We start from the raw sequence: 15622 nt of genomic DNA, 5'->3' as shown, positions 1-15622 counted from the left end.
TCAGATGGCCTCTTCACTGTCGGCTGCAAGCGCCTCGGGGGCAGGCAGGCCACGCAGGGCGCGGTCCAGATCGGCAAGGGCGCGGATGGCAATGGCCAGCGCCAGCAGCGCCAGCGTGGCGGGCAGGATCATCATCCAGGGCCATTCGAGCAGGTTCGCGACATAGCTGCGCGCCCCGAACTCGTAGCTGCTCCAGGCAAAGGCAAAGGTCTCTCGGGTGATCACGGTGAGCACCGCGACCGAAAACAGATGCCCCGCCAGCATGGCCCAGTTCTGCGCCTGCATCGGCAGCTTGCGCCACAGGGGCAGCAGCCGGATGTGCCGTCCCTCGACCAATCCGCCCACCATCGACAGGAAGGCCACGCAGACGAAGAGATAGGCCGCGATTTCCTCGGTGGCCGGGATCGGCTGGGCGAGCGCGTAGCGTTGGAGACTGGAAAAGGCCAGAACCAGGACGATTGCCCCGACGGCCAGCGCCGCGAGGCCGGTCAACAGCGAGGCGATCAGCCGCGACAGCGCGTCGGCGCGCTCTGAGATCCGTGTCAGCATCCGGGAACGTCCTTCCAGACTTCGCGCGCCAGCCGCAGCCAGTTGCCGCCAAGGATCAGGCTGATATCGACTTCGGAATAGCCCGCGCGCAGCATCCGGTCGCTCAACTCGGGAATCTGCTCGGGCGTGGAGACCTTCATCACATCGGTGCGGTCATAGCCCTGACCTTCGGGGTATTTCGACGCCTGGTCCTCGACCGAGTTGGCCAGCGCGCCGATGTCGGACACGCTGTCGAGGCCAATGCCCACATGCCGCGGCCCCAGAAGCTGCACCCAGTAATCGAGGTGCGTGAACAGCGCCTCGGTCGACGCCGCCATCTCGCCCAGGAAGATGCCGATCCCGTTCAAGCCTACGACGCCGCCCGTCGCGGCGCAGGCTTGTGCCATCTCGTCGTCGATATTGCGCTCATGATCGGTCAGTGCGCGCGCGTTGGAGTGTGAGAAGATGACTGGCGCGCGCGCGACCTCGAACACGTCCATCGCCGTGCGCCGGCCGGTATGGGTGACGTCCACGAGCATGCCGACACGCTGCATTTCCGCGACGAGATCCTGGCCGAAGCGGGACAACCCGGCATCGGTGCGTTCGTGGCAGCCGTCGCCGACGTGGTTCTTCTGGTTATAGGCCATCAGGGCATGGCGCACGCCAAGCGCATAGAATGCTTCGACCAGGCCGAGATCGCGGCCGAAGGGCGTGGTGCCCTGGAAGTGAAAGCCGAGTGCCAGCCGGCCGCTGGCCCTGGCCTCCTCGGCATGTTCGGCGCGGGTGAGGAGCAGGTATCTGTTGGGGTTTTGCGCCACGAAACGGCGCCATTGCGCGATTCGGCGCAGCGCTTCCATCGTATCGTTCGGATCGGAAGCGACGGTGATCGACACCGCGTCATAGCCGCTGGCGTGCATCCGCTCCAACGCGCGCAGGTGCGTCGACCAGGCGCCACAGGTGGGTGTGGCGGGAAAGGTCTGGTCCCAGACCAGCGCGGTTTGATGCAGCGGTTCGACGGTCATGTCCGGGCCTTCTGTCTGGGTTCAAATTCGGTCAGGACCATCTTGCGGGCATGATCGAGCGCCTGCCGGTCCAGCGTTGCGTCGGACTGATACAGGCGGCGAAGGGCATGGCCGCGCAGGTAATCCATCATGCGCTGCACCGTGGCTTTCAATTCTGAAGGCGGCAGGTCGACATCCGGGAACTCCACGAGCAGTCGATGCTCGAGCGCGGAGAGGTTGCGCGAGCGGTATTGCGAGACCAGCGTCATGAGCGAGGGGTCATGCCGGGTTGCCAGGAGGATCTCGAGCACCGCGAAATACCGTTCGCCGCCGTAGATCGACCAATAATGATCGACGACGCGCGCGACGCGCTCTTCGAGCGATAGATCCGCCTCGCCGATCGCGGGAATATCGTCCGCAAAGGAGGTGAACAGGGTTTCCACCACCTCGGCGATCAGCCCGGTCTTCGAGCCGAACTGGTGCTGGATGGCGCCGGTCGTCACGCCGGCGCGCTTGCAGATCTCCTGGACGGCTGCGCCTTGCATGCCGCGCTCCATGAGCAACTCGGTGGTCGCGTCGATCAACGCGTTGCGCGTCTGCTCTCGCCGCTCGCTCTGGGATCGTCTCTTCGTTGTCACGCTTCGCCTCCAATTACATACATTACGTTATTTATGTTTTTGATTCTGTCAACAATGTAAAAAATTCCCGCGTGCTGACCGGAGGTTCCCGACCGTCGGGGTGAACTTCTCCGAGGCGAGGAATGGCTCGATGTTTCGGTGGGAGCCATCGCACATGATAGGAGGGTAAGCGAAGTCTCAGAAAAACCGTACGGATGCAAAAGCGACGCACTCTGGCTCCGGCACGTCCAGCTGAGGGAGGGGACAGCCGAGCCAGAATTCAATGCCGCGAGATCCAGTGCGCCGAGAAAGAAGTATGCGAAATACGGTGAACACCCTTTGAATTCCTTAATCCACAACGATGTGTTAAGCGGCCAGAAATCACCGGTCACGAGATAGACTTGGCCGATAACTCCGCTTCGCCCCGTCGTAACGCCGGGTTCTTTGACCTTGAACTCATTGTGAGTTCCATGATGTCCCCCGGCGGCCATAACCGGGAAAGGGCCATCCTGTCGATTTTTCTTGGGGAGGTCGAAGCCACGTTGAAGCGTGATCAGATCGCCCACCTCTCCCACCTCCCACCCCTTCGGCAGGCCGTCGGGGCCGAAGCTGTTGGGGAAGAGGGCGGCGGCGGTTGCAGCCGCCGGTCGGGTAGGTGTCAGTTCACCCGGAGATTACGCCACCTTCGAATTTCCACCACTTCCGAGACACGACCCTCCTCCGGGATGAACTGCTCAATGGCGAAGTCTTCAACAGCTTGCGGGAGGCACAAATCCTTATCGAACAATGGAGGAAACACTACAACGCGAAACGGCCCCACAGCGCTCTGGGCTACCGACCACCAGGCCCGGAAACCTACGTACGATAGAAATAAGGCCAATTATGCAGTCTGGTTCAAACTGGACCACTTAGATGGGGCTGATCAAGAGCATTGTGCGGCCCGAAGGGATTGTAGCGCACTCGTCAAGGGGGGGGGGACGAATATGGCCACCTTTACTGTAACGACTGGGTCGGGCGACCCCGATGACGGGCTTACGCTTAGAGAGGCAATAGAACTGGCAAAAGGCAGAGCGGGTGAAGACAAGATCCGTTTCGCGGACGGTGTGCGGGAAGTGGTCCATTCTGAACAATTCCAGATCACGGCTGAGGGCGGTCCGGTTATCATCGATGGGGACCACGACGGTGATGGAATCTCTGACGTTGTCATCAGGGCGGACAGCGGGAAGAACTTCACCATCGCGGAAGGGGGCAACCTGACGCTCTGCAACGTCGACTTGATAGGCGGTACAGAGGAAGTGGGGGGCATTGGCTTTCCCTATGGCACATGGGGAACCGGGGGCAGCGACTCGCCCGAGATTCCGTTCGAAGGTCACGATGGCGCTGACGGAGACGAGGGCGGTGCGGGGGAGGATGGTGGAAATGCAATCGAGCAAGCTCGGTCCTCTGCCGCCTCAATCCTGAATTTCGGCGCGCTGACGCTCGAGCGTGTAGGCTTTGGCGACGTTAGTTCATCTGGCCAGAAGGGCGCGACCGGCGGTACTGGCGGATTTGGCGGCGTATCGCGGGGCGGCGACGGCGAAGTCGACGACAACGCTGCTACGATACCTGTGCCATTCAATGCGGCGAGTTTCAAATATTCCTGCGGTCCAGTTGAAAACTCCGGAGCAGAACCGTTTGCAGGAGACGGTGGAGATGGCGGAACTGGTGGCCGCGGAGGAGATGGCGGAACAGGTGGCACGGGCGGTGATGCAAGTGTCATAGAAAATCACGGAACGTTGACACTCTTGGATGTCGCATTTGGAGGTCGGCTCCCTTCGGGCGAAATCGTTGTCTTGGGAGACATCGTCGGGGGCACCGGCGGCTTTGGCGGGCGCGGTGGAAGCGGCGGGGCAAGTGTTGGCGGCGATGGCGCTGACGGCGGGATCGAATGGGAATCCTATGACATCGTGACATGGAGTCCCACGGGCGATCCCAGAGACGTCATTGACGGGGCGCCGGCCTATTTTTTCCACAAACCTTATTGGAGTTACGTCACCACTGGCGGGGGCGATGGTGGCGACGGAGGGCGCGGAGGATCCGGAGGGAATAGCGGCACCGGGGGTATCGGAGGCACAGCCACCTTTGTTCGAAATTCCGGCGAGATTAGCGGCGCTTTCGCTGGGGATCTTGGTGATCTGAAGGCGGGTAATGGCGGCTTTGGCGGCGAAGGTGGCGTGGGCGGTGACAGCAGCGGTGGGACCGGTGGGGTCGACCAACGGCCAAGCTATTCGGTCTGGGGGGTTGGTGGCAGCGGCGATGAATTCCTCCGTGGCGGTGGTGCTACTGCTGGAACCACCGGGTTTGACCCCGAACCACTGTGGGCGTTTCTCGAAGGAGGTTATTCACATGTTTACACCAGTGAGGACGTTCCAGACATCGACCCTGAGAAAACGGGAGCCGATGGAGTAGTCGGGGCAGTGGGTGCGGATGGCAGTGGCGGCGCCGGTGGTGACGCCGGTGATCGCGAGGCGGTCCTTTCGGTCGGCGGCTCGGGTGTTGCAGATGTCGCCAAAGGATTGGTTTATGTCTACGGCGGTGGAGAAGTGTCCGAGGGCACAGACCTGGCCTTCACAATCGCCCGGATCGGAGTGATTGAGGACGAGGCAAGTGTTTCGTGGCAATTGAAAGGTCGGGACGGGTCGTCCGTCTCGGCAGAGGATTTCGGTGCTCCGACGAGCGGAACAGTAACCTTGGCTCCTGGCGATGCGGACGGAAATGCGGCACGCATCCTGATCCCGGTTCTGGCCGATGGCTTCTCTGAGGGCGGCGAAGGCTGGAAGGTTGTACTGACGGATGTCTCCGGCAGAAATGTAACCCTGGGCACCTCCGAAATCGCGGGCACCGTGATTGATGGCGGCAGTCCACCAACGTCGGGCGACACCCCAACCGAGGGCGATGATGACCTCAAGGGCACCCGAAAAGCCGACAGGATCAACGCGCTTGGCGGCGACGATACTGTCAAAGGCTTGGGCGGCAAGGACGTCCTGAAAGGCGGACGTGGCAGCGATACGTTGGACGGCGGCAGTGGCAATGACAAGCTGATCGGCGGTAGCGGTGCCGATCTCCTGAAGGGCGGCAAGGGCGATGACCGGCTCGAAGGCGGCGGCGGAAATGACGTTCTGAAGGCGAAAGGCGGTACGGATATCCTCGACGGCGGCAAGGGCAACGACCGGCTCTTCGGAGACGCGGGCAATGATCGCCTCTTGGGCGGGGCCGGCAACGACCTGTTGAAAGACCGCAAGGGCGACAACATCCTGAAAGGCGACGCCGGGCGCGACCGGCTGATCAGTGGAAAGGGCGATGACCGGCTCGAAGGCGGCGGCGGAAATGACGTTCTGAAGGCGAAAGGCGGCGCGGATATCCTCGACGGCGGCAAGGGCGATGATGTTCTGATCGGCGGTGGCGGCGCCGACGTCTTTGTTTTCGGGCGCAAACACGGCATCGACACGATCCGCGACTTTGACCCCGGCCGGGACAAGATCGACCTCAGCGGGTTGAAGCTTGACTATGACGATCTGCGGATCAGCCGTGTTGGCGGGGATACTCTCATCGACACCGGCGCGGGGGAGATTCACCTTGACGGGGTGCTGCCCAAGCATCTCGACCCGGGGGATTTCCTGTTCTGACGCGCGCCGCCGCGGTCATCGAACTTTGCACCGCCAGTGAGATCCTGAAGACGGCCGGCGCGTATTTCGTGGCGGCGGAGTTCGATGAGAACGGTGGTGCATGTTTGGATGCCCCCTTCGCGGCTGGCGCAGACTCTACATCATGGTGAGGGATTTCGCGGGGGGCAGGTCAGTTCGGCTACGGCGATGTGGATGTTGTTGCGCTGGAGGACGCCACCGACGTCGGACTTGTTGGTGTTGCCGGCCCGGAGACGCTTGATCGTCGCCTCCTTGTTGCCGAAGGCGGCCAGGAAGGCGAACGGGAACTCGGCGGCGTCGAAAAGCTGCCCGGCGAGGTCGGAGACGGCTTCCTCGATCTTGACTGCGTTCATGATCCTGATTCTCCCGGTCTTTTTAATGCGCAGAATTGCACGTTCCGGATGAGACGTTCCAGAGGCAAGCCCGACGCGATCACGTCGAAGCATCTTGGGCGGTTGACGGGTAACCTCACCGAACGGGAGTTCGGGGTTCGTATCCCGATCCATCGGCTACGCGACAATGTCGCCACCGAAGCATCAGAGAACCTGATCGGCGGTGCATATGCCGCGAAGACGCTTCTCAGGCACGTGGACGAAAGCATCACTGGGCGTCATTACGACCGTTCGGAAGGGCTGAAGGCCGCCGCGGAATTCGAGGATTTCGTCGAGCGGCGACGCACGGTCACGACGGAACTGATCCTCTGACTCTGTTCCGCCCATTTCTGCTCCATACTGTTATTTCCCGTGTTTCCGAGGCGTGTTGAGAACGGAACAACATCACCCGCACGGGATGGAATTATCCCTTTCACAACATTTTCCGCGGATCGCTTCAACTTCCGTCAATCGCCGCCGTTTCGGGGAAAATTGCTCAATTCGATCGGGGAAGGCGCGAGATTCATGAGTTGGAGATAGCGGTGCCGATGCGGGTTCAAAAGGATCACGAAACACGGGAACAATGGCTTTGCAATCATCTCTTGCTGCTCAAAGAGCCGCTGGCCCGGGCCACCAATTGAAAGGAGGAAACACGGTGGATTGACGCTGCCAGGAAGGGCAGCGATTTCAAGGAAATCCAACATGTTTGATATCCAGAATCCGCGATCGGGCCAAATGCCGACTTCGAATACGTCGCTTGATTTGGTTCGAAGATATTTTCGCGACCACGGCGCGGCACTGACGGCCGCCGCGTCTCTGCTTGGGGGGGCAAAATGGGAATCCCGGTGCATCCAGCTGATGTTCCGGGTCGACCTGACCGCCGATTTACAGGACCGGCATCTGCATGAGCTGGCTGCATTTGGTCGACTTCTCAACCTCGACAGGGCCAGCGACCTGGACTCTGAGGAGGCGGCCCAGTTTACCAAGTTGAGCCCATGTGATCCCGTGGTTCACGAACTGTGTCTTCTCACCGACAGATTTCGCGACCTGCTTGAGCAGATCAACCAGCGTCGGGGAGCGGACTTCCAATACGACGACTGATCCTGGTTCCGGCCCCTGACGAGGCCGGGTTTGAAGAGGCGGCATTCTGCGGTCTCGTCCAAGAAAGGACAGTCCATGTTATCGATTCAACACCAGACCACTCTCGAAGATCTGATCGCGGAAACCTGCACAAGAGCCCGTTCATTTTCCACCGCGATCAATGGAGCTCAGATCGCTTGCAGCGCAAGAGAGGCATCATTCATCAGAAGGTGCCTGGCGGCGATACGCGACGGTCGCCTTTTCGGCCAAGATGCTGATGGGGCATTGCAAGCCGTGCGGGATGTTCTGTGCCGAGAGGTTGCGAATGAAACCTTGGGGTTTCGTCCTGTCTTCGACGGCTACCATGATCCTGACTTCGGCGATATGGGCAGGGCCCTATCTTCAGATCCTCTTGCGAACCTCTTGCTCAGCGCGCAGTCGGTCCAAAGCGACCTCCCTTGCTTCTACAAGCGCATCGAGAGCGGCGAGTACGTCTCCAAGAACCTCGCCGTGGTCCGTCCGGACTGGGATCGCGCGCGCCCGCCCGATATCGTGGCAGGGCCATGCCTTCCAGGCCCGTACCCCTTGCTTTTACTAAGTAAAGCGGGCGCGGAACGTCCGTGGTCGAACCTTGTTCCGGATTTCTGCCGACAAAGAGAAACCGAAAACACCTCCTGAGCAGCCGGGAAATCCCGGAACTCGAAAACAATTCACGGCTGGTCGCGAAGAGGTTCTGAACATGAACCACGTCATACGTCCAAGTGCAGCGGCACTTCTCGCGAGCGCCGCGCTACGCCGTCTTCGGTCTTACCTCGACCGGCATGGCGACAGCCTCGATCGGATTTTTCGCCAGGTGCAAGCAGATCCGGAGGCGTCCATTACTCCGCGCCTTCGGGCTTTGTCTGATGAGAGCGCCAGGGAAGATGAAACCTGTGAACTCACGAAGGTTCTGCACAAGCTTCCTGATGATCTCATCGCGAATATCGGCGAACCGGGCGTCGAGATTGAGGGGGCCTACGTGGGCACCGACCTCGATGCAGGGCTTCAATGGCATGCCGCGCAGCTCGCGGATATCGCGCAGACCCTGGTTTTTTTTGTACGGATCCTGAGCTCGTTCAGGTTTCGGTCGCGACGGGATCACTATCCCGCCTTTTCCGCCCATCTGAACGACGGCTCGGACCGGCAAAGATTGATCGAGGTACACCATCCCGGGCCGTCTGCGCGACCCGGGACATTCAGTTGTTCGGATCGCCAACAGAGCGGTCAGTCGTGGTCGCGATCTTCAGCGCAACACTCAATGTAGGCTTCGACTTCAGCCAAGCGCCAGCGAGACGAATTGCCAAGCTTCAGGGGCTTGGGAAAGACGCCGCGATTGATGTCTCGATATATGCTGGCGCGAGAGCGCTGGAGCATTTCGACGAGCGTGGAAACCCGGACGAGGCTGTCCTTGTGGGGGTGTGCAGGGTGCATTTTGATCTCCTTGTGCGATGCAGAAAAGAGGTCGGTCTGCTCCCGGGCGGGCGGAAACGTCTTGAGACGATTTGGGAGAGAAAATCGAAAAATTCGCAGGCTCTCTATTGTCTTGCCGAACAAGCCGTCGCTGAAGATGATCACACTGGGATGATGGAGCGATTAATGCAGTAGCGTCATTCTGCCACCCCGGCGCCACCCCGGAACGCGTTTCGCAGCCCGGCAGAAAACCCCACATAGGAGGAAGTTGCTGATTTCACTGAGGAAATAGTGGTAGCGGAGGAGGGACTTGAACCCCCGACACGCGGATTATGATTCCGCTGCTCTAACCAACTGAGCTACTCCGCCACGGGTGAGAGCGCATTTAGGGGGTTCGGCGGGGCGGGTCAAGCGGGAAATCCATGGTTTTTCGTATTCCGGGCCTGATGTTTACGCGGCGCCCGCGCTCCTCGCGCGGAAGGGGATCAGGATGCTTTGGCGGCCATGCGGCGGATGAAATCGGCGCAGGCCGCCGGCGCCGTGATGGGCAGCATATGGCCCCGGCCCGCCATCTCCTCATACCCCAGCCCATGCGCCGCCATCGGCGCGCCATGACGGTCCGGCGGCAGCAGGTTGTCGGCCTCCCCGAACAGGACCCCGCCCGGCGTGTTCAGATCGGTGGCATAGCGCAGCTGTTGCGCCGTGATGCCGGCATTGGCGGCCATGTAATCGGCCGAGGCGGCGATGAACGCTTTGGGCCGCAGCCCCAGCGCGCCGCCGCCGCGAGACAGGAAATCCTCGGGGCAGGGGTCGGGGCGAAACACCATCTCCAGCACCGCGGCGGCGGTGCGCCGGGCCATCGGCACCGCGATGGTATGGGCGATGGCGCGGCGCAGCAGCGGCGAGGCCACCTCCAGCCCCTTGAAGGCGGGAATGTCGTTCCCCTGCGCATGGGTCAGCGGACAGATCAGCGCCAGCGCGGCCACCTGCCCGGGCCGCTCCAGCGCCATTGCCAGTGCCACCGCGCCACCCAGCGAATGCCCCGCCAGCACCGCCCGCCCGACTCCCAGCGCATCAAGCAGCGCCCAGATCATCCGCGCCTGTTCCGGCAACGCCGCCAGCTCGTCGCTGTCGCGGGTGGAATAGCCGCAACCGGGCCGGTCCAGCGCGATCACGCGATAGTCCTGTTCCAGCAACCCGGTCACCCCATAGGTGAAATGCTGCAACTGCCCGGACAGCCCGTGGATCAGCACCACCACCGGCGCCTCGCGCGGGCCCAGATCGACATAATGGATCGCGCCGCCCGGCACCGGCTGCATCCGTCCCTCCCGGGGAACCAGCCTTTCCACGTCGCGGCCCAGATACCGTGTCCACGCCGCCAGCGCGGCCAGCGCCGCCGCGATCAGCAGGATCAGAGCGATCAGAATGCTTGCCAAGGGTCAGTCTCCTTCCTTCACCGGCACCGGGCGGTACTGGTCCAGCCCGGCGCGCGCCATGCGTTTGCGATATTCGCCCGCGGTCCCGGGCCAGAGCGTCGGGTTGCGCCCGCTGTGGTCCTGATACCACGAGGTGCAGCCGCCGGTCTGCCAGACCGAGGAGGCGAGGCGCGCGTCCATCTCCGCCTCGAACGCCTCCTGCGCCTCCGCGCGCGGGGCGACGGCGGCGATGCCCTTGGCCCGCATCCCCTCCAGCAGCCGCCCGATATGCTCCGCCTGCGCCTCGGCCATCAGCACGACCGAGTTGTGGCCCAGCCCGGTATGCGGCCCGAGCATGAAGAACAGGTTGGGAAACCCGGCCAGCGCGGTTCCCAGATGCGCCTGCATCCCCCGCACCCAGAGCCGGGCGAGGCTTTTGCCACCCTCGCCGCTGATGCGCATTCGCCGCATCGCATCGGTGACGTGAAATCCGGTGCCCCAGATCAGCACGTCGGCCCGGGTCTCGGTTCCGTCCTCGGCGATCAGCCGGTCGCCCTCGATCTTTGCCACGCCTGAGGGGATCACGGTCACATTGTCCCGCGTCAGCGCCGGATACCAGTCGTTGGAGCTGAGGATGCGCTTGCAGCCGATGCGATAGGGCGGGGTCAGCGCCTTGCGCAGCGCCGGGTCGGTGATGGATTTCTCCATCGTCTTGCGCCACATCTCCATCGCCATATGCACCGCCCGCGGCCTGCCGCGAAACACCGCGTGGCGGGCCTCGAACATGCGATAGATCAGCCAGCGGCGCAGCGCTCGGCTGAGCGGGAAACGCTGGTGCAGCGTCCGCATCCAGGGCGCGATCGGTCCGTCGGCGCGCGGCATCACGTAAGGCGCGGTGCGCTGGAACACGGTGACATGGGCGGCCTGCCTGGCGATCTGGGGCACGAACTGGATCGCCGAGGCGCCGGTGCCCACCACCGCCACCCGCTTGCCCGCAAGGTCCACACCGTGATCCCACCCCGCCGAATGAAAGGCGGGACCGGGAAAGCTGTCGGCGCCGGCCACCTTGGGGATGCGCGGCACATGCAGCGGCCCCAGCGCCGAGACCAGCACCCGGGTGCTGTATTCCGCGCCTTTCTCCGTCTCCACCTGCCAGCGCGTCCCGTCCCAGCGCGCCGATTTCAGCGTTTGCTCGAAATGGCAAAGCTCATAGAGGCCCTCGTCCCGCGCCACCCGGCGCAGATAGGCCCAGATCTCCGCGCCCCCGGCATAGGCGGACGACCAGTCCGGGTTCGGATGCCGCGCCATGGAATAGAGGTGCGAGGGGATGTCGCAGGCGACGCCGGGATAGGTGTTCTCGCGCCAGGTGCCGCCGATGTCGTCGGCCTTTTCCAGGATCACGATCTTGCCAAAGCCGCGCCGGCGCGCCTCCAGCGCCATGATCAGGCCGGAGAAGCCGGCGCCGACGATCAGGATATCGCACTCAGTCTGGTCCGGCATGGTTGGTCCCGCTGCGATCTTTGCCGCAGCCTAGCGGCGCGCGCGCGGAAATGTACAAAAACCTGTCCGGATCGTACAGGCGACGCCGCGTCAGCCCGGCTCACTCCGCGTCGAGCGCGTCCAGCGCCGGGCGCGGCAGCCGGTCCAGCAACCGGAACACGGCGGCGCGGCAGGCCGGGCCGGGCCAGTCGGGCGGGAAGAATTCCGCCGGCAGATCCGGCTGGCGCAGCACCACCCGGCGCCAGCGGTGTACGATCAGCATCCGCAGCGTGGCAGTCTGCACCGGCGTGATCTGCCCCTCCGGCGGCAGCAGGGTGGCGGCGCGTTCCAGGGCGTCGATCAGGCTGCGGCAGTTTTCGGCCAGATCCTCGGGGCAGGCCCTCGCGCGGACCCAGTCGGGCACCGCATAGGCGCGCACGTCGAACGTCATCAGTTCCGCGGCCGTCTCCGGCGCGGCGCCAGCCCCCAGCGCGACGTTGCGCGCCAGGCTGAAATACTCGGCGGTCAGCAGCATCTCGTCCAGCGCAGACTGGCCGGGCCCGTCCTCGGCGATCAGCAGGTGCCAGTCGGCGGGGGTGTCGGGCGCGCGGGTATAGATTCGCGGCGTCACCTCGGCGCTGCGGGCGCGGCCGAACCCGGTCAGGAAATGTTCGCTGGCCCGGCCCGAGCGGGCGCTGTCGATCCAGCCATCCTTGCGCAGCCGGTGCAACGCGACGCGGATCGCCTCGGGCTTGATCCCCATCGGCATGATGATCCGCGACAGCGCGCTGCCGCTCAGCCGGTCGCCGGGCCGCTGCGCCAGGTCGCCGAACAGCGATATGATGATCGACCAGACCCGCTGGTTCTGCGGGTCTGTCAAAATCCGGGCACAGGTGTCGAACCAACTTTCTTGGGCGTCTTTCATGGCGGCAGGATACCGCCGCCATCTCCGCCGCACCATCCTGAAACCTCAGGATTTCGCAGCGTCAGAGCCGGCGGTTCAGAACGCGTTCATGGTCAGCAACTCGTATTCCGCGACCTTTTCGCTGTCCTGGTTGGTCAGGGTCACATGCCAGCGCACCTCGCCATACTCATCATTGCGCGGCGTCTTGTGCTTGACCGTCAGGCGCACCCGGATGCTGTCGCCCGCGCTCACCGGCTTCATGAATCGCAAGGAGTCGAGCCCGGTATTGGCCAGCACCGGCCCCTCGTTCGGTTCCACGAACAGCCCGGCGGCAAAGCTCAGCAACAGGTATCCATGCGCCACCCGGCCGGGAAAGAACGGGTTCCGCTTGGCGGCCCCATCGTCCATGTGGGCATAGAAGGTGTCGCCGGTGAACTCGGCGAAATGCTCGATATCCGCCATCGTCACCTCGCGCGCGGCGGTGTGCAGGGTCTCGCCGATCCTGAGCTCGCCGAACTTGCGGGTAAAGGGGTGCGCCGGGGCCTCGATCTCCGTCGCGCCCGGCACCCATCTGTTGCCGATCGCGCTGAGCATGTCGGGCGAGCCCTGGATCGCGGTGCGCTGCATGTAATGCTTGACCCCGCGCACGCCGCCCATTTCCTCGCCGCCGCCGGCGCGGCCCGGCCCGCCATGCACCAGATGCGGCAAGGGAGAGCCATGGCCGGTGCTCTCCTTCATCGACACCCGGTCGTTGATATAGATCCGCCCGTGATAGGCGCCGGCGCCGATCGCCACCTGACGCGCGACCGCCGGGTCATGGGTGATGACCGAGGCCACCAGTGAGCCCTGGCCGCGTTTGGCGATCTCCACCGCGTGATCCAGATCGCGGTAGCCCATGACGGTCGAGACCGGGCCGAAGGCCTCGGTATCGTGCACGCGCTGGGCGGTGTCGGGGTTGGCGCAGTGGAACAGCATCGGCGGCAGAAAGGCGCCCTTGCCGGCATCCGCGCCCACCACCTCGAAATTCTCCGGATCGCCGAACACCCGCTCGGCCTCCGATCCGATCAGCGCGGCCTTGGCCAGAACGTCCTGTTTCTGCCCGTTCGAGACCAGCGCGCCCATGCGGGTGCCTTCCAGCCGCGGATCGCCGATTACGGTCTTGGCCAGCCGCTCGCTCAGCGCCTCGATCACCGCATCCACCTGCGCCTGCGGCGCGATGATGCGGCGGATCGCGGTGCATTTCTGCCCCGCCTTGGCGGTCATCTCGCGGCTGACCTCCTTGATGAACAGATCGAACTCCGGCGTGCCCGGCTCCGCATCGGGGCCGAGGATCGAGGCGTTGAGGCTGTCCTGCTCGGCGACGAATCGCACCGAGTTTTCAAGGATGGTCTTGTTCGACCGCAGCAGCAGCGCGGTATCGGCCGAACCGGTGAAGCTGACCACATCCTGCATCCCCAGCCGGTCCAGCATGTCGCCCAGACCGCCGGAAACGAATTGCAGCGCGCCCTCGGGCAGGATGCTGCTCTCCAACATCAATTTCACCGCCAGTTCAGTGACGTAACAGCTGTTGGTCGCGGGCTTCACGATGGCCGGAACGCCGGCCAGCAGGGTCGGGGCCAGTTTTTCCAGCATGCCCCAGACCGGGAAGTTGAAGGCGTTGATATGCACCGCCACCCCATGCAGCGGCGTGCAGATATGCTGGCCCATGAAGGTGCCGGTGCGGCCCAGCTGCTCCAGCTCGCCGTCGAGGAAGACATGATCGTCCGGCATCTCGCGCCGGCCCTTGGAGGCGAAGACGAACATCGTGCCGATGCCGCCGTCGATGTCGATCATGTGGTCCGACTGGGTCGCGCCGGTGTCGAAGGAAATGTCGTACAGCGCCTGTTTGTTGGCGTTCAGATGCTGCCCCAGCGCCTTGAGCATCCGGGCGCGGTCGTGGAAGGTCATCGCGCGCAGCGCCGGACCGCCCACATCGCGGGCGTGATCCAGCATCGACTGGACGTCGAGCGCGGAGTTGCCGGCGCTGGCGATCACCTCGCCGGTGATGGCGCTGGCAATGGCGCGCGCGCCTGCGCCCGGCGCGATCCATTCACCGGCGGCGAAGCTGGAAATCTGTCGAATGCTCATGAAATGATCCTCTCTCCCGGGGTGGCCGCGGCCCTGTGACGGCGGCCAGGATGTTTGATTCAAATATTGACCGTCCGGTCGGTTTATGCAAGAAGTTTGTCAAGAGACGGGGGGAGGCGCGGCCTCGGGCGGCAGCCCCCACCGTCAGCGCATGACACGCCAAGGAGGGGCAAGGGCGACATGTCGGACACCATTCTGACCACCGATCACGGCACCTGGGTCGAGATCACTCTGAACCGGCCGGAGCGGCTGAACAGTTTTACCGAAGAGATGCACCATGCCCTGCGCGCCGCCATCGAATCGGCGCGTGACAACGGCGCGCGGGCGCTGCTGATCACCGGCGCCGGGCGCGGCTTTTGCGCCGGGCAGGATCTGGGCGACCGCGATCCGCGCAAGATGGACGGGCCGCCCGATCTGGGCCATACGGTGCGCACCTTTTACGCGCCGCTGGTCAACCTGATCCGCTCGCTGAACTTCCCCGTCATCTGCGCGGTCAACGGCGTGGCGGCGGGGGCGGGGGCCAATCTCGCGCTGGCCTGCGACATGGTTCTGGCCGGTGAGAGCGCCAAGTTCATCCAATCCTTCTCCAAGGTCGGCCTGATCCCCGACACCGGCGGAAGCTGGCACCTGCCGCGCCTGCTGGGCGAGGCGCGTGCCAAGGGCCTGGCCTTTACCGCCGAGCCGCTCACCGCGAAAAGGGCGGAGGACTGGGGCCTGATCTGGAAGGCGCTGCCGGACGATCAGCTGATGGACGAGGCCCGCGCGCTGGCCGAAAAGCTTGCAGGCGGCCCGACGCTGGGCCTGGGCCTGACCAAACAGTCGATCCAGGCGGCGGCGGTTGATACGCTGGCCGACCATCTGGAGCTGGAGGCCGACGCGATGAAGACCTGCGGCGAGAGCGCGGATTATGCCGAGGGGGTCGCCAGCTTTCTCGAAAAACGCGCGCCCGTGTTCAGGGGGAAATGAGC

The 15622-nt window shown here is 63.7% G+C and carries 16 protein-coding genes, 1 tRNA gene and 2 pseudogenes; 6 read left to right on the top strand and 13 right to left on the bottom strand.

The annotated features are described in order from the left end of the window. From E1832_RS16335 to E1832_RS23290, 4 genes are read right to left on the bottom strand one after another with little or no spacing between them, the layout of a single operon-like run. On the bottom strand, positions 1 to 549 hold the full coding sequence (locus E1832_RS16335) for a TRAP transporter small permease (protein ID WP_133360839.1): 549 nt from the start codon (positions 547 to 549) through the stop codon (positions 1 to 3). Continuing rightward, positions 543 to 1550, bottom strand: a complete 1008-nt coding sequence (locus E1832_RS16330) for a dipeptidase (RefSeq protein WP_133360838.1) — start codon at positions 1548 to 1550, stop codon at positions 543 to 545. The genes E1832_RS16335 and E1832_RS16330 overlap by 7 nt, the downstream gene beginning before the upstream one ends. Then, on the bottom strand, positions 1547 to 2167 hold the full coding sequence (locus tag E1832_RS16325; protein ID WP_133360837.1) for a TetR/AcrR family transcriptional regulator: 621 nt from the start codon (positions 2165 to 2167) through the stop codon (positions 1547 to 1549). The genes E1832_RS16330 and E1832_RS16325 overlap by 4 nt, the downstream gene beginning before the upstream one ends. Further along, complete coding sequence (locus E1832_RS23290; protein ID WP_425358985.1) at positions 2164 to 2739, bottom strand: restriction endonuclease subunit S; 576 nt, start codon at positions 2737 to 2739, stop codon at positions 2164 to 2166. The genes E1832_RS16325 and E1832_RS23290 overlap by 4 nt, the downstream gene beginning before the upstream one ends. A gap of 125 nt (positions 2740 to 2864) precedes the next feature. Here E1832_RS23290 and E1832_RS16315 point away from each other — a divergent pair. Together E1832_RS16315 and E1832_RS23140 are read left to right on the top strand one after the other, a co-directional pair. Beyond that, positions 2865 to 3058: pseudogene (locus E1832_RS16315) on the top strand (integrase core domain-containing protein); the annotation flags it as partial. Between the two features lie 71 nt (positions 3059 to 3129). Next, entirely contained in the window at positions 3130 to 5811 is a 2682-nt protein-coding gene (locus E1832_RS23140) for a calcium-binding protein (RefSeq protein ID WP_206021069.1), read from the top strand. Between the two features lie 164 nt (positions 5812 to 5975). On the opposite strand, the pseudogene E1832_RS16305 reads toward E1832_RS23140, so the two are convergent. Continuing rightward, positions 5976 to 6182: pseudogene (locus E1832_RS16305) on the bottom strand (type IIL restriction-modification enzyme MmeI); the annotation flags it as partial. Between the two features lie 48 nt (positions 6183 to 6230). Between E1832_RS16305 and E1832_RS16300 the strand changes: the two are divergent. Continuing rightward, entirely contained in the window at positions 6231 to 6533 is a 303-nt protein-coding gene (locus E1832_RS16300; RefSeq protein WP_133360836.1) for a hypothetical protein, read from the top strand. Positions 6534 to 6667: 134 nt separating this feature from the next. On the opposite strand, the gene E1832_RS16295 is transcribed toward E1832_RS16300, so the two are convergent. After that, positions 6668 to 6904 (bottom strand): hypothetical protein, encoded by a 237-nt coding sequence (locus E1832_RS16295; protein ID WP_133360835.1) that lies wholly within the window; start codon positions 6902 to 6904, stop codon positions 6668 to 6670. Here E1832_RS16295 and E1832_RS16290 point away from each other — a divergent pair. Both E1832_RS16290 and E1832_RS16285 read left to right on the top strand, forming a co-directional pair. After that, positions 6903 to 7301, top strand: a complete 399-nt coding sequence (locus E1832_RS16290) for a hypothetical protein (RefSeq protein ID WP_133360834.1) — start codon at positions 6903 to 6905, stop codon at positions 7299 to 7301. The genes E1832_RS16295 and E1832_RS16290 overlap by 2 nt on opposite strands. A 75-nt stretch (positions 7302 to 7376) precedes the next feature. Next, the gene (locus E1832_RS16285; RefSeq protein ID WP_133360833.1) at positions 7377 to 7958 is read left to right on the top strand and encodes a hypothetical protein; all 582 of its coding nucleotides are present in this window, start codon (positions 7377 to 7379) and stop codon (positions 7956 to 7958) included. A gap of 112 nt (positions 7959 to 8070) precedes the next feature. Here the strand turns inward: E1832_RS16285 and E1832_RS16280 are convergent, their stop codons facing one another. The 7 genes from E1832_RS16280 to paaZ all read right to left on the bottom strand — a co-directional run bounded on the left by E1832_RS16280 (position 8071) and on the right by paaZ (position 14654). Then, positions 8071 to 8487, bottom strand: a complete 417-nt coding sequence (locus E1832_RS16280; RefSeq protein ID WP_133360832.1) for a hypothetical protein — start codon at positions 8485 to 8487, stop codon at positions 8071 to 8073. A gap of 56 nt (positions 8488 to 8543) precedes the next feature. Then, on the bottom strand, positions 8544 to 8894 hold the full coding sequence (locus tag E1832_RS23000; RefSeq protein WP_245514015.1) for a helix-turn-helix transcriptional regulator: 351 nt from the start codon (positions 8892 to 8894) through the stop codon (positions 8544 to 8546). A gap of 127 nt (positions 8895 to 9021) precedes the next feature. Beyond that, a tRNA-Met gene (locus E1832_RS16270) sits at positions 9022 to 9098 on the bottom strand. A gap of 116 nt (positions 9099 to 9214) precedes the next feature. Beyond that, entirely contained in the window at positions 9215 to 10165 is a 951-nt protein-coding gene (locus E1832_RS16265; protein ID WP_133360831.1) for an alpha/beta fold hydrolase, read from the bottom strand. Between the two features lie 3 nt (positions 10166 to 10168). After that, entirely contained in the window at positions 10169 to 11644 is a 1476-nt protein-coding gene (locus E1832_RS16260) for a flavin-containing monooxygenase (protein ID WP_133360830.1), read from the bottom strand. Between the two features lie 100 nt (positions 11645 to 11744). After that, entirely contained in the window at positions 11745 to 12548 is an 804-nt protein-coding gene (locus E1832_RS16255; RefSeq protein WP_133360829.1) for a PaaX family transcriptional regulator C-terminal domain-containing protein, read from the bottom strand. A gap of 75 nt (positions 12549 to 12623) precedes the next feature. Then, entirely contained in the window at positions 12624 to 14654 is a 2031-nt protein-coding gene (paaZ, locus tag E1832_RS16250; RefSeq protein WP_133360828.1) for a phenylacetic acid degradation bifunctional protein PaaZ, read from the bottom strand. A 180-nt stretch (positions 14655 to 14834) separates the two neighbouring features. Here paaZ and paaG point away from each other — a divergent pair, with 180 nt between their 5' ends. Next, on the top strand, positions 14835 to 15620 hold the full coding sequence (gene paaG / locus E1832_RS16245; protein WP_133360827.1) for a 2-(1,2-epoxy-1,2-dihydrophenyl)acetyl-CoA isomerase PaaG: 786 nt from the start codon (positions 14835 to 14837) through the stop codon (positions 15618 to 15620). Positions 15621 to 15622 lie beyond the last annotated feature (2 nt).

It is taken from the genome of Antarcticimicrobium luteum, assembly GCF_004358185.1.
GTDB lineage: Bacteria > Pseudomonadota > Alphaproteobacteria > Rhodobacterales > Rhodobacteraceae > Antarcticimicrobium > Antarcticimicrobium luteum.
This window is presented reverse-complemented; position numbering and strand designations above follow the sequence as displayed.